Here is an 18,903-nt window from a genome sequence, read left to right on the forward strand (position 1 = left end):
AAATGGAAAATTCAAAACAAATGAGAACATGGTTGGATGATTTACACCTAGACCATCCACTAGTAATAGCAGGGCCATGTAGTGCGGAAACAGAGGAACAAGTGTTAGGTATAGCACGTTCTCTAAAAGATACCGATGTAAATTATTACAGAGCAGGTATTTGGAAACCTCGTACTCGCCCAGGAAATTTTGAAGGTGTAGGCGCTTTAGGTCTTAAATGGCTTCAAAAGGTAAAGGCTGAAACAGGTATGAAAACTGCAACAGAGGTTGCAAACCGTGCGCATGTTGAGTTAGCATTAGAACATGATATTGATTTATTATGGATCGGAGCAAGATCAACTGTTAGTCCGTTTATCATGCAAGAATTGGCTGATGCCTTAAAAGGTACCGATAAGATTGTATTGGTGAAGAATCCGGTAAATCCAGATTTAGCTTTATGGTTAGGTGGTATCGAAAGATTGCATACTGCAGGTATAAAGAAATTAGGCGCAATACACAGAGGGTTCTCAACGTATGAGAAAACAAAGTATAGAAATATACCAGAGTGGCAAATGGCGATTGACTTTAAAAACAAATTTCCAGATTTACCATTGATCAACGATCCATCGCATATTACAGGTAAGCGTGATATGATTTTTGATGTATCGCAAACGGCTTTAGATTTGAATTTTGACGGACTGATGATTGAAACTCACCATGATCCAGATAACGCATGGAGTGATGCTGCACAGCAGGTTACACCAGAGAAATTGATTCAAATCATGAGAGATCTTAAAATTAGAAAAGAAAGTGATCCAGAAGCAGAATACAATTCAGAATTAAGTAACCTAAGAGCTCAAATTGATGTTATTGACAATCAAATAATAGAGACATTAGGTAAAAGAATGAAAGTATCTGACGGTATTGGAGCACTTAAAAAGCAAAAAAACGTTGCGGTTCTTCAGTCTAACAGATGGAATCAAATTCTAGGTGCAATGATTTTAGAAGGGGAAAGTAAAGGACTAAGTGAAGAGTTTGTTCTTCGTATGTTCAAAGCTATTCACCAAGAGTCTATCAATCACCAAGAGAAGATAGTAAACGCTTAAGATTAGCTTAACGTTATAAAAATAAAACATCCGTATTATGCGGATGTTTTTTTATGTCTAATTTTTAAATAGTAAGAAAAGTATTACGTTTTTACAATATCCTTAATTGTGTGTCGTTAGGCATGTATAGAACCAATTTAACCAAACCTAGAGTATGAAGAAAGTAGTATTATTTGCCATTATGTTCGTTGCTTCACTATCAGTAAAAGCACAATCTTATATTGGCTATTTAACCGACAATTACAGTGGGGTAAACGGGGTAATTTCTAATCCAGCGAATATTGCAGATTCCCGTTTTAAAACAGATATCAATTTAGTAGGTATAAGTGGTTTTCTTGCCAATGACTATGTTGGTGTAGGGTATTCAGATTTAATTTCTAGTGATTTTGAGTATGATGATGACGCCATATTATCGCTTTCAGATAACAACAATTTTTCGGGCAATGTAGATGTATTAGGTCCGTCATTTATGTTCAACGTAGGTAGAACATCATCGATAGCGGTATTTACCAGGGCACGAAGTTTTGTTACTGGTAATGAATTTAACGGTGAAAGTATTGATGACCTAGATGACAGTATTGATGAAAGTCAAGATTTTATAGTAAACGAAGGAGATTTCTTTGCGGCTGGGCATGGCTGGGCAGAAGTAGGTATTACGTATGCTCAAGAATTAATGAATAAAGAAGAGCACTTTTTAAAAGGTGGTCTTTCGTTAAAATATTTAAAAGGATTTGGTAACGCATACGTATCTGGTAGAAATGTAACTATCGATTATGATGCAGATGGTGCTACGTTACCAGACAGTTCAACAATTGGAACCTTAGAATCTACTGGCGATTTAATTTATGGTCGTGCAGATGATTATGATGATGATAACTATGACTATGAAGTGCCAGATGCAAACGGATTCGGATTCGATTTGGGTTTCGTTTATGAGTGGAGACCAGACTATAAAGATTATGAGGTAGCAGGTGCTGACGGTGAGAAAACAGTAATGAAAGACAAAAATAAGTATAAGCTTAAATTTGGCTTGTCACTTACAGATGTTGGGTCGGTAAATTATAAGGGGAGTTTAATGGATACTTACAATATCAACAATACCATTACCCAAGATGATTATGATAATATTGAAGATTCTGATGATTTACAGAACCTTTATACGTTTACACAAGCTACAGAAGATATGAAAGCTGGTTTGCCGACTGCACTTCATTTTAATGCAGATTGGAATATTAAGAATCATTTCTATTTAAATTTCAATACTGATCTATCTATGCGTTCTACGGGTGAAAATAACCTTAGAACTGCAAATGTATTTTCTTTGACGCCTCGTTTTGAAAGCAAGTGGTTTAGTTTCTATTTACCGGTAAGCAGTTACCAATATAGTGGCTTGCAAGTAGGTGCAGGTTTACGTGCCGGACCATTATATATTGGTTCAGGGTCACTGATATCTACATTCACAAAAAATGAAATTCAAGGTGCAGATATATATGCAGGTTTAAAAGTACCTGTTTATTATGGTCAGCCTAAAGATTCTGACGGTGATGGTATACCAAATAAAGAAGATGGTTGCCCTAAAGAAGCAGGACCAATAGAAAATAATGGTTGCCCTTGGGGAGATACCGACGGAGATACTGTTTTAGATAATGAGGATAAATGTCCAGAGGAAGCAGGGCCAGTAGAAAATAACGGATGCCCATGGGTAGATACCGATGGTGATACCATAATGGACAATGAAGATCAATGTATTGATGAAGCAGGACCAGTAGAGAATAACGGTTGCCCTTGGGCAGATTCTGATGGTGATTCTGTTTTGGATAAAGATGATGAATGTCCGAATGAAATGGGAACTGTGGCAAATAAAGGTTGTCCAGAGCCGGTAGTTACTGCTGAGGTTCAAAAGTCATTGAACGAGTATGCAAAAACAATTTTATTTACGACAGGTAAATCGACTTTAAAAGATGAATCTACGCCTGTGTTAGTTGATATTATTAGTATTTTGAATGAATACCCAAATGCTAATTTTACCATAGAAGGTCATACTGATAGTGTAGGTTCTGAAGCTACTAATCAAAAATTATCAGAGAAAAGAGCGAAAGCTGTTTTACAATTCTTAGTAGACGGAGGTATTTCTTCAGCTAGATTAACATCTGTAGGTTATGGAGAAAGCAAACCTATTGCTACGAACATGTATAAAGACGGAAGACAGAAAAACAGACGTGTTGAGATTAACTTAGCACAATAGTTTTACGAGTATATAAAAAAAGCCCGGTAATACCGGGCTTTTTTTATATACGTTATTCAGAAAGTATATTTAAGGTTTTAGGAATGTAAATTATTAACTCCAAGTAAAACGAAGTTAAATCCTTAAAAAGCCACTAGAAAACCAGTAGGCAAAAAAAAGACCCAATGCTAAAAGCATTGGGTCTTTATATATAATATGAGTTATGTTCTATTGAACAGAAAAATCAAAAACCGATTGGTTCTCTCTACCTTGAGGTACTTGACCTTGGTAGATGAAGCAATACTCACCTGGCTCTAAAGTATCAGGAGTCACTTTGAATTTGTGACCTTCAATTTCCTCAATAGCAAAGTTAAGTGCGTATTTAGGGTCAATACCAGTACTGCTTGTAATCCAGCTGCTTTTTCCTGTAATAACTTCTCTAAGATTCTTTTTCTCTTTTACGGTAAGTTTTACCAAAACGAATTCGTTAGGGTTACTCGCCATTCTAAACCACCAGTTAAAGATACCTGTATCGCCACCTTGGTTGTTCTGCATGTTATCAACTTGAGTAACACTAGGATCAAAGATGAAAGTGAATTCAGGCTGACTCTGGTGAATAACGTTGTTAGATTGTGTTTTTGGAAGTTGTGCTTTCTTCTTAGAGTTGATTAAACCAGAAACCAATTTCTGTGCAACTTGGTTAGAATTAGAACCAGAGAATACACTTGGTTGAACCAATTTGTCTTCACCACTAGCATCTGTAAAATAAATACCAGTTTTAGACATGGTGTTTTGCTTAGACTTGTCCATAATTAAAGACAATACTTCAGAAGAAACACCTGCATTTTTCATTTGCCCAAGAGCTGTAATAGATGCGTCGAACTTTACATCAGAAGTATTTATTTTATCGATAATCATATAATCGTCAAAACCAAGTTCGACCATTTGAACTACAGATTCGTTAGTGATAGTTTCTTGGGCAGCCCCAAAAGTAAATACTGATAATGTTAACATCAGTAATGATTTTTTAATGAATTTCATTTTCTTGTATTTGGTTATTATTTAATGTTATAGTTCTAATTTCAAATTTATGTTAATTTTTATATTTAAAGCAGTTACTTTGTATAAAAGGAAGGTATTTTGGACAAATGGTAGGAATTGTTTACAAATCTACGGGAAGTTGGTACACTGTTAAGGCAGAAAATGGTGATTTCTATGAATGTAGAATAAAAGGAAAGTTTAGAATAAAGGGGATAAAAAGTACGAATCCGGTTGCGGTTGGTGACTATGTGCGTTTTGAAACTGAGACTACTGGCGATGATACCTTTGGTATTATTAATGAAATTGAAAAACGTAAAAATTACATTATACGTAAATCTGTTAACTTATCTAAGCAGACCCATATTATAGCGGCTAATTTGGATCAGGTGTTTTTATTGGTAACGTTGAATAACCCGCCGACCTATCCAGTTTTTATAGATCGTTTTTTAATTACGGCAGAAGCTTACGAAATTCCTGCAGTGTTACTTTTTAATAAAATAGACACGTACTCACCAGAAGAGTTAGATGAAATCAAATTCTTGGCGGCATTATATCGTAATATAGGTTATACCTGCTTAGGTATTTCGGCAGCAACAGGTAAGAATGTAGATAAGGTCAAAGAAATGATGTTAGGTAAGACCTCTATGTTTTCTGGTCATTCTGGTGTAGGTAAGTCAACTTTGGTTAATGCTATAGAGCCTAATTTAGATATTAAGACAAAACAAATTTCTCAGCAGCATGCGCAAGGTCAACATACGACTACGTTTGCCGAAATGTACGATTTAAGTTTTAACGCACGAATAATAGATACACCCGGTATAAAAGGATTCGGAATCGTAGATATGGAAAAAGAGGAAATAGGTAACTATTTTCCAGAGTTCTTTAAGCTAAAACAGCACTGTAAGTTTAATAATTGTATTCATGTAGACGAGCCAAAATGTGCTGTAAAAGATGCTTTAGAAACAGGCGATATTGCATGGAGTAGGTATAATAGTTACTTACAGATGATAAAAGGCGAAGATGAGCATTACAGGGTAGATATACATGACGAGAAAAAATGAGAGCAGTAATACAGCGAGTTTCCAAAGCTAGTGTAACGGTTGATGGAAAAAAGATAAGCGCCATTGAGCAAGGTGTTTTAATACTTATCGGCATTGAAAATGAAGATGCCCAAGACGATATCGATTGGCTTACGAACAAAATAGTCAACCTTCGTATTTTTAATGACGACGACGGAGTAATGAATATGTCACTTTTAGCTACAAAAGGCGATGCAATTGTAGTTAGTCAATTTACGCTTCATGCCAGTACTAAAAAAGGCAATCGCCCCTCATACATAAAAGCGGCAAGACCAGAAGTAGCCATTCCGCTTTACGAAGCGTTCATTTCAACTTTAGAAACAAAGATGAATAAGAAAGTAGGTACAGGTATATTCGGTGCAGATATGAAGGTCGAATTGTTGAATGACGGACCGGTTACTATATTAATAGATACGAAGGATAAAACTTAGGATTCAATAAATTTTCTGCATATTTTGTAAGAAATCTACCGTTTTTGTCGTTAAGATAAAAACCAGTTGACCAAACCATATGCGCTTATTATTGATATTACTATTATTCACAGTAACCCATACTGTGCTTGCTCAAGATTATAATTTTTCAAAAATAGACCCCTCCCTTTTAAAGAATTCAGATGCAGTTGTTCGTTTAGATGAAAGCACTGTTTTGGTGAAATCTTCTGATAATATGGAAGTTACATCTCAAAGAGTGGTGACGGTCTTAAATGAAAGCGGATCAAAACATATAAATGCTACGGCATTTTATGATAAAGAAACTTCTCTTAAAAACCTAGAGGCAGTAATACTTGATGCTAATGGTAAGGAGATAGAAAAGTTTAAGGAAAAAGATTTTATTGATCAAACTGCTACAGGCGAAGGAACTCTTTATTCTGACTCTCGAGTAAAATTTCTAAGATATACTCCCATAAAATTTCCTTACACAGTGGTTTTAACTAAAAAATATACCACTTCAGATACTGCATTTATGCCACGTTGGTATTTTATGGATGGGTATAGACTAAGTGTTGAAAAAAGTGAATTCAACCTAAATATACCAATACAAATAAAATATAGGTATAAGGATAATAACCTTACATCTTTTGAAGTAAAACGAAGAGAGAATGAAGCTGGGGTAAAGTATACTGCAGTTAATTTAAAAGCTCTTGAATCTGAAGATTTTGACCCAGAGTTTAGAGATTTTGCACCGAACGTTCAAATTGCTTTAGAAGATTTTCATTTAAAAGGAGTAGACGGTCATGCAACTACATGGAAAGAATTCGGCAGTTGGATCTACAATTCGCTGCTAAAGGAAAGGGGAGAAATTAGTCCTTCAACAATTCAAAAAGTAAAAAATTTAGTAGAAGGTATAGACGACCCAAAAGAAAAAGTAAAAATAGTATATCAATTTGTTCAAGATAATACCAGATATATCAGTGTGCAAATGGGTATTGGCGGTTGGGAGCCAATTAGTGCCAATGAAGTAGATAGGGTCAAATATGGCGATTGCAAAGGTTTAACCAATTATACAATGGTTTTATTAAAAGCGATAGGTATAGAATCTTATTATACCATTGTTTCGGCTGGTTCAAATATGCGGAGTTTAGATTTTGATTTTCCATCTCTGCAAGGAAATCATGCTTTTTTAAATGTGTCCTTAGAAGACGAAGAAATTTGGTTAGAGTGCACCAATCAAGTAGTACCATCAAATTTTCTTGGAACATTTACAGATAATAGATATGTACTAAAAGTTGGGTCAAATGGAGGTGAAATTGTAAAATCTAGGGAATACCTGCCAGAACAAAGTAGGCAAATTACAAATGCTGAAATACATGTAGGGGAATCTGAAATTACAGCACAAGTAGAAATAAAGAGCACAGGTATACAGTACAATCAAAAATATGGATTGGCAAATGATAGTGAAGAGGATATAGAAAAGTATTATAAGCATTACTGGGATTATGTTAACGCCATTCATATTCAAAGTCATGAGCTTATTAATGATAAGGATAGTATTGTAACTACTGAAAAAGTAAATTTTAGAACATCGGGCTATTTATCAAAAGCAGGAGACCGCATTCTATTTGCTCCAAATATGTTAAATAGAAATGCCTATGTGCCAAAAAGAGATAACAATAGAAAACGTGAAGTTGTTATTAAAAGAGGGTATTTAGATGAGGATAATTTTATAATAGAAATTCCTAAAGGATATAAGGTGGAGGCTAACTTAATGCCTACGGCTATTACTAATGATTTTGGAGAATTTGAAGTTAGTGTAGAGCAGCTAACAGAATCAAAATTACATTATAAAAGGCGGTTATTAATGAAATCAGGGAACTTCCCAAGTACAATGTATAACGATTATAGGGATTTTAGAAAAACCATTTCACAAGTTGATGCCTCTAAAATTGTATTTATTAAAAAATAATAATTCATGAAATTACACTTAACAATCATCCTAGCATTTATAACATTTTCAACGAACGCACAAAAAAGTGAAATCAAATTTGGTAAGGTGTCTATAGAAGAAGTTGCTCAAAAACAACATTCAACTAATAGTGAAGCTGAAGCTGCCATTCTTTATAAAAAAGAAAGAATGTCATATGATTATTCCTCAGGTAAAGGTTTTGGAACAATAAGAGAAGTCCATTTGAGAATTAAAATATATAGTAAATCTGGTTTGGACTGGGCTACAAGAGTTGTATCTCTTTATACTTCTAATTCTGGAGAACAAAAGATTTATAATATTAAAGGGTATACTTATAATCTTGTTAATGGAAAAATCGAAGAAGACAAGCTAAAAAAGGAAGGCTCATTTTTAGAAAATGTTAGTAAATATCGCAATCATGTTTCTATTACTATGCCAAATGTCAAAGTGGGCAGTGTTATTGAAATTAAATATGATATAGCATCAGATATGGTGGGTTATATGGACGATTTTACACTACAGTATGGTATTCCATTGGATTGTGTGGAACTGAGCGTAGAGGTGCCTGAGTATTTTAATTTTAAAAGATTTACAAAGGGTTTTTATCCTATTTCCTTAAAGGAGTCTCAAAAAAATCGAAAAATCAATTATAACTACAAAACAAAAAGAGACGATAGTTTTGGGTCTGTGGGGTCAAAATCTACAAATCAATTGGCTGAGCTTGAATTTTTCGAAAAACATTATGAAATTAAAGCAAAGAACATTCCTGCATTAAAAGAGGTGAATTACACTAATAATATTGAGAATTACAGAAGCGCTATTGTTTTTGAGTTAGAGTCTACGAAATTTCCAAATGTAGGTTTTAAAATATATAGTAAATCTTGGGAAGATGTTGCGAGTACTATTTATAAGTATGATAATTTTGGAGAAGAAGTTAATAAGAATAGATTTTTTAGAAATGACTTAGATGTTCTTATAAAAGAAAGCAAAGGTTCAAATCAACTAACCTCAGAAATTTATAAATATGTCCAGAATAGAATGACCTGGAATGATTATTATGGCGTTGGATGCAGCAATGGTGTGAAGAAGGCATATGAGGAGAAGAAAGGGAATGTTGCTGATATAAATTTATTGCTTATCTCAATGTTGCGTTATGCAGGTATAAAGGCTAATCCTGTTTTAGTCAGTACAAAGTCTAATGGCATTCCCATTTTTCCAACTACCAGTGGTTTTAACTATGTTATTGCCGCTGTAGAAAATGGAGAGGGTTTTATTTTATTAGATGCTACGGAAAAAATGTTGGTCGTAAATGAATTGCCTGTGCGTGCAATGAATTGGCAAGGTCGCTTAGTTAGAGAAGATGGGTCTTCAAAAGATGTTTCTTTAGCCGCAAAGACTATTTCAAATAAGTTTGTTTTCATGCAAGTAAACATAGTTGAAGATGGTACTGTAGAAGGTGAAATGAAAACTCGTTTAAGTAATCATTTAGCATTCGATTATAGAATAGATAATTATGATAAGACCGAAGAAGAAATTTCAAACAACTCTTCTTCATTATTCGAAAATATAGAGATAGATGATTTTGAGCTTAAAAATAGTAAAGCTCCAGATGAGCCTTTAGAATATTCTATGTCGTTTAATAACGATACCCAAATTGAAATTATTGGAGATAAATTATATTTCAATCCTCTAATGTTTTTGACTTTAAATGAAAATCCTTTTAAACTAGAATCAAGAGAGTACCCCGTCGATTTTAGCTATCCATTTTCAAGTAAAGCGAGTGTTACTTATACGCTGCCTGATGGTTATAAAATAGAATCTATGCCAGAGAAAATAACAATAGGTTTACCTGATAAAATGGGAGTGTTCAATTTCGCTATAAAGCAAAATGGTAATATATTACAAGTTATAAGTACAACAAAGATTCAAGAGGCGCTAATACCTGCCTTATATTATGAATCTTTAAAAGAGTTTTACGGTCAAATGGTTTTGAAACAAACAGAAAAAGTAGTATTGACTAAAATATAGAATGCAACTACTATTAAGAGCATAAAGAAAAAATAATCTTAATTGTTCAACAACTCATTTCTTATTAGAAAAATAAACCAATCAACTCAAATGCATAAAATTATCCATTTAGTACTTCTTATAACTACTTCAATATTTTGTACTAACACTATTCTAGCTCAGGACAAAGCTGAATTTGGTGTTATCTCACAATCAGAAAGTACTTTAACATCATACGATAAAGATGTAGATGCAACAGCAATATATCTTTATGAATACGGAGATAATTATTTTGAAATTAGAGATAATTATATCTACCTGATAACGAAATATCATGCGAAAATTAAAATTTTAGAAAAAGAGGGTTTTGAATATTCAAATATTGAAATCCCATTTTATCACACTAAGAAGAGCAAAGAGAAAATAGTCAAATTAAAGGCGCTCACGCATAACGGTGAAACTAAAAGTTGGGTAAAGAAAAGTGATTTTTTCGAGGAAGATGTTAATGATAAATGGTCACAAACAAAATTCACTTTTCCTAATGTAAAAGAAGGATCGATTATTGAATATGAATATGAGATGCAGTCTCCCTTTTACTTCAATTTTACGGGGTGGGAGTTTCAGTCAGCGATTCCCAAGTTGTATTCTGAATTCAATGCCAAAATACCAGGTAATTGGTTGTATAATAGGAGCCTTAAAGGTGATTTAAGCCTAGATGTTAACGAGGCAGATATTGTAAAAGGTTGTTTTAGTTTTCCTGGTACGAAAGATGATAGTGACTGCGAGTCTTTAAGATATGTAATGAAAGATATACCTGCGTTTGAAGATTCTGAAGAATATATGCTTTCTTCCAATAACTACAGGTCTAAAATAGAATTTGAACTGTCTGAATATAAAAGTTTCTATGGTAGTACTGAAAAGTATACCAAATCATGGGACGATGTCGATAAGGAATTTAAAACCGATAAAGATATCGGAAGTCAGCTTAGAAAGAAGAATTTTTTCGAAAAAAAGGTAGATGAAGCATTACTAACAGAAGGCGATGATTTAACTCGTGCAAAGAATATTTATGAGTTTGTACAAGGTCATTTTACTTGGAATGAAAAATTTAGTATTTGGCAAGATAACAAGGTGAAAACGGCTTTTGATGAGAGAAAAGGAAATGTAGCCGAAATAAATATAGCTTTAATAAACCTGTTGAATGCAGCTGATATAAAAGCGAACATGATGGTTATGGCTACACGCAAAAGAGGGTTGCCAAAGAAGACGCATCCGGTTATGAATGATTTTAATTATATAGTTGCAAAAGTTGATATTGATGGCGAGTCGTATTTATTAGATGCTACAGATAAATATATGCCTTTTGGTATGTTGCCATTTCGGTGTTTGAACTATTACGGTCGAGTTATGGATTTTGATGCTGAAAGTTATTGGTACGATATTGTAGCCGAGAAAACGAACTCAATTATGTTGCGTGCTCAAATGACTATCGATACAAATGAAAAAAAATTGGAAGGAGTATTTGATGTAATTAATTCAGGCTATAAGAAAGTTAAACAAGATGAGTTTTTACATACTACTAACGAAGAAAGTTATATTGAAAAATTAGAGGAAGAGATTTCAGATGATTTCCATATTACTTCTCACGAAAAGATATTAAAATACTCTAACGAAAAGAAAATTACCGAAAGATTCAATTTTGAAATTGAAAACTTATTTCAGGGCGATAATATTTACTTGAATCCGTTCGTGATAAAATTCTTTGATAAAAATCCTTTCGTAGCATCTGATAGAAATTATCCGGTTGATTTTGGTTATCCTATGAAGTACCAATACATTCTCAATATTAAAATACCGGAAGGATATCAGGTTAAGTCGATACCTGAAAATAAAAATTTTAGTATGCCAGATAATGGTGGTGAATTAAAATTAAATGTATCGGATAATAGTAGTGGTGCCCTTAATTTATTTTTTACTTTTGATTTGAACTCTGCCCATTATAGCAATGGTTATTACACAGGATTAAAGCAGCTATTCAATGAAGCTGTAAAAAGTCAGAATCAATCTTTAATTGTTTTTGAAAAAATATAAATTAGAAAATGAACATCGAAAACGCACAACTAGAAGTAGATAATTGGATCAAAGAACATGGCGTTCGTTATTTTAACGAGCTTACCAATATGGCGCAGTTAACAGAAGAAGTAGGCGAGGTTGCTAGAATTATTGCTAGACGCTATGGTGAGCAAAGCGAAAAAGAATCTGACAAGAACAAAGATCTAGGCGAAGAATTGGCAGATGTTATGTTCGTAGTATTATGTTTAGCGAACCAGACAGGTATCGATTTACAACAAGCTTTCGATAAAAAGTTAGATTTAAAAACAAAGCGTGATCATGATCGTCATCACAATAATAAAAAGTTGAAATAGACGTATATTTGGCGTTCTATTTTTAAAACCATACGCTTTGAAACTTCACTTAACCGGTCCGTCAAATCATCAATTAAAAGATACTATAACTATAACAGGTTCTAAAAGTGAATCTAACCGTAGTTTATTATTGGCGGCATTATACCCAGATATTAAAATAGAAAATATTTCAAATTCTGATGATGCCCAGGTAATGGCAAAAGGTTTGAAAATTTCAGAGGGTACGGTAGGTATTCATCATGCTGGTACGGCAATGCGTTTTTTAACGGGTTACTTCTCTTCTCAAGAAGGTAAAGATGTAATTCTTACTGGGTCAAAAAGAATGACAGAAAGACCTATAAAAATTCTTGTAGAAGCTTTAAGAACATTAGGGGCTGAAATCTCTTATGTACAAGATGAAGGTTATCCACCTATAAAAATAAAAGGGCAACGTATAGTAAAAGATAAAGTTAGTCTGCCTGCAAATGTCAGTAGTCAGTATATTTCTTCGCTGTTATTAATAGCACCAAGTTTAGAAAACGGACTAGAATTAGAGCTGGTAGGTAAAATTACTTCGGTACCTTATATTAAAATGACTTTAGCATTACTTGAAGAAATAGGTGTAGAAACCTCTTTTGAAGGTAATATGATTAAAGTATCGCCTAAGGCAAAAGTAGCACCAACAACATTAGTTGTGGAGTCTGACTGGAGTTCAGCTTCTTACTTTTATGGTATTTGTGCACTTGCAGCACCAGGTACTGAAATTACTTTATCCGCATATAAAAAGAAAAGCCTTCAAGGCGATAGTGTACTTGCCGATATTTATACTGCATTCGGAGTGGAAACTACCTTTGGCGAAAATAAGATTACTTTAAAAAAGACGGATAAAAAAGTATTGGCAACCAATGAATTTGATTTAGCTAATGCACCAGATATTGCACAAACTATTGCAGTTACTTGTTTCGGGTTAGGTGTTGGATGTCATTTAGTTGGTCTGCATACCCTAAAAATTAAAGAAACAGATCGTTTAGAGGCTTTACATATAGAGCTTTCTAAATTAGGGGCAGATATTTCGGTAACAGATAAAACACTTACTATAGTACCAACGTCAGAAATAAACGCAGATGTAGCTATAGATACGTATAACGATCATAGAATGGCAATGGCTTTTGCACCATTAGCTATGAAAACTACACTTTTTGTGAATGATGCCGAGGTGGTTTCTAAGTCATATCCTGATTTTTGGAACGACCTAAAACAACTAGATTTCAGCATAAAAGAATTATAATTAGCGTTTTACTTGACAAGGCCTATCTGCAGATTGTATATTTGCAGCCGCAATTTGCTACAATAAATATAACAGCTACATGAAATTATCAAATTTTAGTTTTGAGCTTCCAGACGAATTATTGGCGGAGCATCCATCTGAAAATAGAGATGAGTCTAAATTAATGGTTATCCATAGAGAGACCGGAAAAATTGAGCACAAGATGTTCAAAGACATGATCGACTATTTTGATGAAGGTGATGTTATGGTTCTTAATAACACTAAAGTTTTTCCTGCTCGTTTATACGGTAACAAGGAAAAAACAGGTGCGCGTATCGAGGTTTTTCTTTTACGTGAGTTGAACGAAGAGCAACGTCTATGGGATGTTCTTGTAGATCCAGCACGTAAAATACGTATTGGTAACAAGCTATATTTTGGTGATGATGAAACGTTGGTAGCTGAGGTTATTGATAACACTACTTCTAGAGGTAGAACATTACGTTTTTTATATGATGGTGCTTACGTAGATTTCAGAAGAAAACTAAGAGAGCTAGGTGAAACGCCATTACCTAAGTATATTAAAAGAGATGTTGAGCCAGAAGATGAAGGTCGTTACCAGACTATTTATGCGAAGCATGAAGGTGCAGTTGCTGCCCCTACTGCTGGTCTTCACTTCTCTAAACACTTATTAAAGCGTTTAGAAATTAAAGGTGTTGATTTTGCAGAATTAACTTTACATGTTGGTTTGGGTACTTTTAACCCAGTAGAAGTTGAAGATCTTTCTAAGCATAAAATGGATAGCGAAGAGTTATTTATTGATGAGAAAGCTACCGATATTGTGAATAATGCTAAGAGAGAAAAGCGTCGTATTTGTGCAGTAGGTACTACAGCAATGAGAGGTTTAGAAAGTGCTGTTTCATCTAAGCATATGTTGAATACGTATGAAGGTTGGACGAATAAGTTCATTTTCCCTCCATATGATTTTAGTATCGCTAATGCTATGATTACCAATTTCCATTTACCAAAATCTACATTATTGATGATGGTATCTGCATTTATGGGTCATGATTTAATGAACAAAGCATATAAAGAAGCAATACTGGAAAACTATAAGTTCTATTCTTATGGTGATGCCATGTTGATTATATAAGTTCAAAATACATCCTTTCTAAAAAGGAAAAAATAATAAAATCCCGCTTTATCACATATTGAGAAAGCGGGATTTTTATCACTAGTAATACCTACCTTTAAAAAGATGGAAGAAATAAAGAAAAAAGATATTCGGGCACTAACGCGAGAGCAGCTTAGAGAATTCTTTGTTTCTAACGGTGACAAAGCTTTTCGTGGTAATCAGGTGTATGAATGGTTATGGCAGAAAGCAGCGTATTCTTTTGATGTGATGACAAATCTATCAAAAGAAACTAGAGAAATGCTAGAAGCTAATTTTGTAATCAACCATATTAAGGTAGATCTAATGCAGCGTAGTAGTGACGGTACAATTAAGAATGCCGTTCGCTTGCATGACGATTTAATTGTAGAATCGGTATTGATACCGACAAAGTCAAGAACAACTGCCTGTGTATCTAGTCAGGTTGGTTGTAGTTTAGACTGTAGGTTCTGTGCAACGTCTCGTTTGAAACGTATGCGAAATCTGAATCCTGATGAGATTTACGATCAAGTTGTAGCTATAGACAATGAAAGTCGCTTGTATTTTGAAAGACCATTGAGCAATATTGTTTTTATGGGGATGGGAGAGCCTTTAATGAACTATAACAATGTGTTGAAGGCAATTGATAAGATTACTTCTCCTGACGGATTGGGGATGTCTCCAAGGCGAATTACAGTTTCAACTTCTGGTGTGCCTAAATTAATTAAGAAAATGGCAGATGATGAGGTGAAATTCAAATTGGCTGTTTCGTTACATTCCGCCATAGATGAAATCAGAACTTCAATTATGCCGTTTAATGCCAAGTTTACCTTAAGTGATTTAAGAGAATCGTTAGTGTATTGGTACGAGAAAACAAGAAGTAGAATTACCTACGAATATGTAGTTTGGGACGGAATCAACGACGCTCAAAAAGATGTAGATGCTTTGGTAGAATTCTGTCGTTTTGCACCCTCTAAAGTAAACTTAATAGAATATAACCCTATTGATGATGGCGAGTTCAAACAAGCGTCTAACGCAGCCATAGATCGCTATGTTAATACATTAGAGAAGAATAATATAGTAGTAACCGTTCGTCGTTCTAGAGGAAAGGATATTGATGCCGCATGTGGGCAGTTGGCGAATAAATCTTAAGGGAAGTATCAAGTACAAAGTATTAAGTACGAAGTCTAAAGTTTGAATATAGAAAATAGAGTTTAGAGAATAGACTCTTTTGATTTTGAGTATTTAGCTAAGCTAAACTTAGGAAATACAAAGTATTAAGTTCGAAGTCCAAAATCCAAAATCAGTAATACTAGTTTGTAAAAGAGATAATATAGTATTAAGTAAAACGAATTACTAGAGCGATTGCTAACGTAATATCTTAGTACTTTATACTTATTACTTAATACTAAAAAACGCGAAGCGTTAAAGCCAAAAGCCAAAAGCCAAAAGCCAAAAGCCAAAAGCCAAAAGCCAAAAGCCAAAAGCCAAAAGCCAAAAGCCAAAAGCCAAAAGCCAAAAGCCAAAAGCCAAAAGCCAAAAGCCAAAAGCCAAAAGCCAAAAGCCAAAAGCCAAAAGCCAAAAGCCAAAAGCCAAAAGCCATTTTGAGATTGAGTTTGATTTTTGAACTTGAACTTGAACTTATTTTTTCCAACAACCAACAACTAATCCCTAACCCCTAGCTCCTAATTACTCGAGAAACCATTATCTCCGCGCCGAGTACTGTTAACTGCTTGCTTTTGACTAATTTTGCCGTTCTAATACAGAGCAACTGAAAATAGTAGCACAAATAAAGGAACCTGTCTATCAGGAAATGGAGCTGTTTGAATCTAAGTTCAGAGATTCAATGACCTCTAAGGTTGCGCTACTCAATAGAATCACCCATTACATCGTAAATCGCAAGGGCAAGCAAATGCGCCCTATGTTCGTATTTTTAACAGCCAAATTGTTGAATGGCGGAGAAGTGAACGAGCGTACCTATCGTGGTGCATCGGTTATAGAATTGATACATACGGCAACATTGGTTCATGATGATGTTGTTGATGAAAGCAATAAACGCAGGGGATTCTTCTCTATAAATGCCCTTTGGAAAAATAAGATTGCCGTTTTGGTAGGCGATTATTTACTGTCTAAAGGTCTGTTGCTTTCTATTGATAACGAAGATTTCGATTTGCTTAAAATTATCTCTGTTGCTGTTCGCGAAATGAGTGAGGGCGAATTATTACAGATAGAAAAAGCTAGGCGTTTAGATATTACCGAAGATGTCTATTACGATATTATCAGACAAAAAACGGCAACGTTGATAGCAGCATGCTGTTCGCTGGGTGCTTGTTCGGTAAAGCCCGAAAGCGAAGATGTAGAAACTTTCAGAAAATTCGGAGAGCTCTGCGGTATGGCATTTCAGATTAAAGATGACCTTTTCGATTATGGAACCAAACAAATAGGAAAGCCAACCGGTATCGATATTAAAGAGCAAAAAATGACGTTGCCTTTAATATATGCACTGAACAATTGTACCAAAAAAGAGAAAAATTGGGTCATCAATTCCATCAAAAACCATAACCAGGATAAAAAACGTGTGAAAGAAGTTATCGCTTTTGTAAAAGAAAAAGGCGGATTGGATTATGCGGTAACTAAAATGCTAGAGTATAGAGATGAGGCTTTAGAACTGCTAAGTTCGTATCCTGATTCTGAGTATAAAAGTGCATTAGAGTTGATGGTGAATTACGTGGTGGATCGTAAAAAGTAAATCCGTCAAAAATTTATTCTTCTTTTTATTGTTTTTAAACAACTGTATTTCAGCTACTTAAAAATTAATTTTATTTTTTGTTTATCTTCAGGCAACTATAATTACTTCTTCTGCGTCTATGCTAATAGAAGACCAAACCAATATTTTGAAAATTATACCTTTTTATAAAAACGAGAAGCAGCTCATTAAAAAAGCAACATCGGGTAACCGCGATGCGCAAGAGCGTTTGTATAAAAAACATGCTCCAAAAATGTTGAGTGTCTGCCGTCAGTATATAAAGGATATTCATTTTGCGGAAGATGTAATGGTGCAAGGTTTTCTGAAAATGTTCAATAAGTTAGATACGTTCAAGTTCGAAGGAAGTTTCGAAGGATGGTTACGGCGGATAATGATTCGAGAAAGCATCTCTTATTTAAGAAAGCAGCAGTTTGTGGTGTATGACGATGAGGTGTATGAAAAGAATCAATCTGAAGAAATATCGCAAAGTACCGATTTAGATACCGAGCATATTCAACAATTGATAGATGCTTTGCCACAAGGTTATAAAATGGTTTTCGTGTTGTATACCGTAGAAGGGTATAAGCATAAAGAAATCGCAGAAATGCTGTCGATCACAGAGAGCACTTCAAAAACACAGTTATTAAAAGCCCGAAAATTGCTTCAAGACCAATTAAGGCAACAAAATATTATAGGGTATGGAAACCGATAAATTTGAAAAACATATAAAAGCCAAGTTTCAAGAGCGGGAGATTAATCCGTCAGAAAATGCTTGGTCCAAAATCTCATCAGAATTAAATACTGATACTGCAAAAAAGAAACCTGTGTATTTATGGTTGGGTGTTGCTGCCAGCATTGTAGTGTTGCTGGGTGTCGCATTATTTTATTTTAATGAAACAAATGAGTTGAACGAATCACCAATAGAGTTGGTAGATATCGATAATGAAAATAAGGTTGAAGAGGTAGTCACTAAAGACCCAACTCAGCTGAAAGAAGAACAAGTGGTTATTGTAGAAACAAATACAAAGACAGAAAGTAGGACTATTAAAAAGGAAGAGTACAAAATACCAGAAGTACAAGAGAGCAAAACTTTAAATGATGCTATTGAAGTAGCGGTTGTAGCGCATGTATCTACAGACCAATCTACTTCTAAATTAGAAGTGTCAGACGAAATAATCAATTCAAAAGTAGCAGATATAGTTGCTCAAATAGATGTTTTAGAGCAGTATAGTACGGTTACCGATGCAGAAGTAGATTCGTTGTTGAAACGAGCACAAGACGAAATTTTACGAGATAAAATATTTAATACAGATAAATCTGTCGATGCAATGGCTTTGTTGACAGAGGTTGAAGAAGAACTTGATCAATCTTTCCGAGACCAAATTTTTAATTCTTTAAAAGCCGGATTCATAAAAGTGCGAACTGCAGTGGCAGACCGCAATAATTAATCAAACACAAATCGTATTATCCTTCATCGCTATAAATGTTATAGGGACAGG

General features: G+C 34.3%; 16 protein-coding genes. 14 read left to right on the forward strand and 2 right to left on the reverse strand.

Going from position 1 to position 18,903, the window contains the following annotated elements; genetic code table 11:
• Positions 1-2 precede the first annotated feature (2 nt).
• Complete coding sequence (locus QSV08_RS20515) at positions 3-1,085, forward strand: bifunctional 3-deoxy-7-phosphoheptulonate synthase/chorismate mutase type II (protein ID WP_299801018.1); 1,083 nt, start codon at positions 3-5, stop codon at positions 1,083-1,085.
• A gap of 154 nt (positions 1,086-1,239) precedes the next feature.
• On the forward strand, positions 1,240-3,330 hold the full coding sequence (locus QSV08_RS20520; protein ID WP_324025547.1) for a DUF5723 family protein: 2,091 nt from the start codon (positions 1,240-1,242) through the stop codon (positions 3,328-3,330).
• A gap of 207 nt (positions 3,331-3,537) precedes the next feature.
• Here the strand turns inward: QSV08_RS20520 and QSV08_RS20525 are convergent, their stop codons facing one another.
• Positions 3,538-4,350 carry a hypothetical protein gene (locus tag QSV08_RS20525; RefSeq protein ID WP_324025548.1) on the reverse strand — a complete coding sequence of 271 codons (813 nt, stop codon included), beginning with the start codon at positions 4,348-4,350 and terminating at the stop codon, positions 3,538-3,540.
• A gap of 107 nt (positions 4,351-4,457) precedes the next feature.
• On the opposite strand from QSV08_RS20525, the gene rsgA reads away from it, so the two are divergent.
• The 9 genes from rsgA (at position 4,458) to rlmN (ending at position 15,810) form a co-directional block, all read left to right on the forward strand.
• On the forward strand, positions 4,458-5,411 hold the full coding sequence (gene rsgA / locus QSV08_RS20530; RefSeq protein ID WP_324025549.1) for a ribosome small subunit-dependent GTPase A: 954 nt from the start codon (positions 4,458-4,460) through the stop codon (positions 5,409-5,411).
• Positions 5,408-5,860: a D-aminoacyl-tRNA deacylase gene (dtd, locus tag QSV08_RS20535; RefSeq protein WP_324025550.1), complete on the forward strand. Its 453-nt coding sequence runs from the start codon at positions 5,408-5,410 to the stop codon at positions 5,858-5,860. The genes rsgA and dtd overlap by 4 nt, the downstream gene beginning before the upstream one ends.
• 79 nt (positions 5,861-5,939) lie before the next feature.
• The gene (locus tag QSV08_RS20540) at positions 5,940-7,832 is read left to right on the forward strand and encodes a DUF3857 and transglutaminase domain-containing protein (protein ID WP_324025551.1); all 1,893 of its coding nucleotides are present in this window, start codon (positions 5,940-5,942) and stop codon (positions 7,830-7,832) included.
• A gap of 6 nt (positions 7,833-7,838) precedes the next feature.
• Positions 7,839-9,860: a transglutaminase domain-containing protein gene (locus QSV08_RS20545; protein WP_324025552.1), complete on the forward strand. Its 2,022-nt coding sequence runs from the start codon at positions 7,839-7,841 to the stop codon at positions 9,858-9,860.
• Positions 9,861-9,950: 90 nt separating this feature from the next.
• Positions 9,951-11,930: a DUF3857 domain-containing protein gene (locus QSV08_RS20550; RefSeq protein WP_324025553.1), complete on the forward strand. Its 1,980-nt coding sequence runs from the start codon at positions 9,951-9,953 to the stop codon at positions 11,928-11,930.
• An 8-nt stretch (positions 11,931-11,938) separates the two neighbouring features.
• Positions 11,939-12,265: a nucleotide pyrophosphohydrolase gene (locus QSV08_RS20555; RefSeq protein WP_073247028.1), complete on the forward strand. Its 327-nt coding sequence runs from the start codon at positions 11,939-11,941 to the stop codon at positions 12,263-12,265.
• Positions 12,266-12,302: 37 nt separating this feature from the next.
• The gene (locus tag QSV08_RS20560) at positions 12,303-13,532 is read left to right on the forward strand and encodes a 3-phosphoshikimate 1-carboxyvinyltransferase (protein WP_324025554.1); all 1,230 of its coding nucleotides are present in this window, start codon (positions 12,303-12,305) and stop codon (positions 13,530-13,532) included.
• Between the two features lie 79 nt (positions 13,533-13,611).
• Complete coding sequence (gene queA / locus QSV08_RS20565) at positions 13,612-14,661, forward strand: tRNA preQ1(34) S-adenosylmethionine ribosyltransferase-isomerase QueA (RefSeq protein ID WP_073247024.1); 1,050 nt, start codon at positions 13,612-13,614, stop codon at positions 14,659-14,661.
• Positions 14,662-14,766: 105 nt separating this feature from the next.
• Positions 14,767-15,810 carry a 23S rRNA (adenine(2503)-C(2))-methyltransferase RlmN gene (gene rlmN / locus QSV08_RS20570; protein WP_324025555.1) on the forward strand — a complete coding sequence of 348 codons (1,044 nt, stop codon included), beginning with the start codon at positions 14,767-14,769 and terminating at the stop codon, positions 15,808-15,810.
• A gap of 256 nt (positions 15,811-16,066) precedes the next feature.
• Here rlmN and QSV08_RS20575 read toward each other — a convergent pair whose 3' ends face one another.
• The gene (locus tag QSV08_RS20575; RefSeq protein ID WP_324025556.1) at positions 16,067-16,312 is read right to left on the reverse strand and encodes a hypothetical protein; all 246 of its coding nucleotides are present in this window, start codon (positions 16,310-16,312) and stop codon (positions 16,067-16,069) included.
• A 117-nt stretch (positions 16,313-16,429) separates the two neighbouring features.
• Between QSV08_RS20575 and QSV08_RS20580 the strand changes: the two genes are divergently transcribed.
• The 3 genes from QSV08_RS20580 to QSV08_RS20590 all read left to right on the forward strand — a co-directional run bounded on the left by QSV08_RS20580 (position 16,430) and on the right by QSV08_RS20590 (position 18,852).
• Positions 16,430-17,407, forward strand: a complete 978-nt coding sequence (locus tag QSV08_RS20580) for a polyprenyl synthetase family protein (RefSeq protein ID WP_324028398.1) — start codon at positions 16,430-16,432, stop codon at positions 17,405-17,407.
• Between the two features lie 145 nt (positions 17,408-17,552).
• The gene (locus QSV08_RS20585) at positions 17,553-18,116 is read left to right on the forward strand and encodes an RNA polymerase sigma factor (RefSeq protein WP_324025557.1); all 564 of its coding nucleotides are present in this window, start codon (positions 17,553-17,555) and stop codon (positions 18,114-18,116) included.
• Complete coding sequence (locus QSV08_RS20590) at positions 18,103-18,852, forward strand: hypothetical protein (RefSeq protein WP_324025558.1); 750 nt, start codon at positions 18,103-18,105, stop codon at positions 18,850-18,852. The genes QSV08_RS20585 and QSV08_RS20590 overlap by 14 nt, the downstream gene beginning before the upstream one ends.
• Positions 18,853-18,903 lie beyond the last annotated feature (51 nt).

The organism is Maribacter sp. BPC-D8, from assembly GCF_035207705.1.
Classification (GTDB): Bacteria; Bacteroidota; Bacteroidia; order Flavobacteriales; family Flavobacteriaceae; genus Maribacter.

Bases quoted from the DNA above. Each gene is read 5' to 3' on its own strand.
- QSV08_RS20515 (WP_299801018.1), top strand. From the start codon at position 3: ATGGAAAATTCAAAACAAATGAGAACATGGTTGGATGATTTACACCTA.
- QSV08_RS20520 (WP_324025547.1), top strand. From the start codon at position 1,240: ATGAAGAAAGTAGTATTATTTGCCATTATGTTCGTTGCTTCACTATCA.
- QSV08_RS20525 (WP_324025548.1), bottom strand. From the start codon at position 4,350: ATGAAATTCATTAAAAAATCATTACTGATGTTAACATTATCAGTATTT.
- rsgA (WP_324025549.1), top strand. From the start codon at position 4,458: ATGGTAGGAATTGTTTACAAATCTACGGGAAGTTGGTACACTGTTAAG.
- dtd (WP_324025550.1), top strand. From the start codon at position 5,408: ATGAGAGCAGTAATACAGCGAGTTTCCAAAGCTAGTGTAACGGTTGAT.
- QSV08_RS20540 (WP_324025551.1), top strand. From the start codon at position 5,940: ATGCGCTTATTATTGATATTACTATTATTCACAGTAACCCATACTGTG.
- QSV08_RS20545 (WP_324025552.1), top strand. From the start codon at position 7,839: ATGAAATTACACTTAACAATCATCCTAGCATTTATAACATTTTCAACG.
- QSV08_RS20550 (WP_324025553.1), top strand. From the start codon at position 9,951: ATGCATAAAATTATCCATTTAGTACTTCTTATAACTACTTCAATATTT.
- QSV08_RS20555 (WP_073247028.1), top strand. From the start codon at position 11,939: ATGAACATCGAAAACGCACAACTAGAAGTAGATAATTGGATCAAAGAA.
- queA (WP_073247024.1), top strand. From the start codon at position 13,612: ATGAAATTATCAAATTTTAGTTTTGAGCTTCCAGACGAATTATTGGCG.
- rlmN (WP_324025555.1), top strand. From the start codon at position 14,767: ATGGAAGAAATAAAGAAAAAAGATATTCGGGCACTAACGCGAGAGCAG.
- QSV08_RS20590 (WP_324025558.1), top strand. From the start codon at position 18,103: ATGGAAACCGATAAATTTGAAAAACATATAAAAGCCAAGTTTCAAGAG.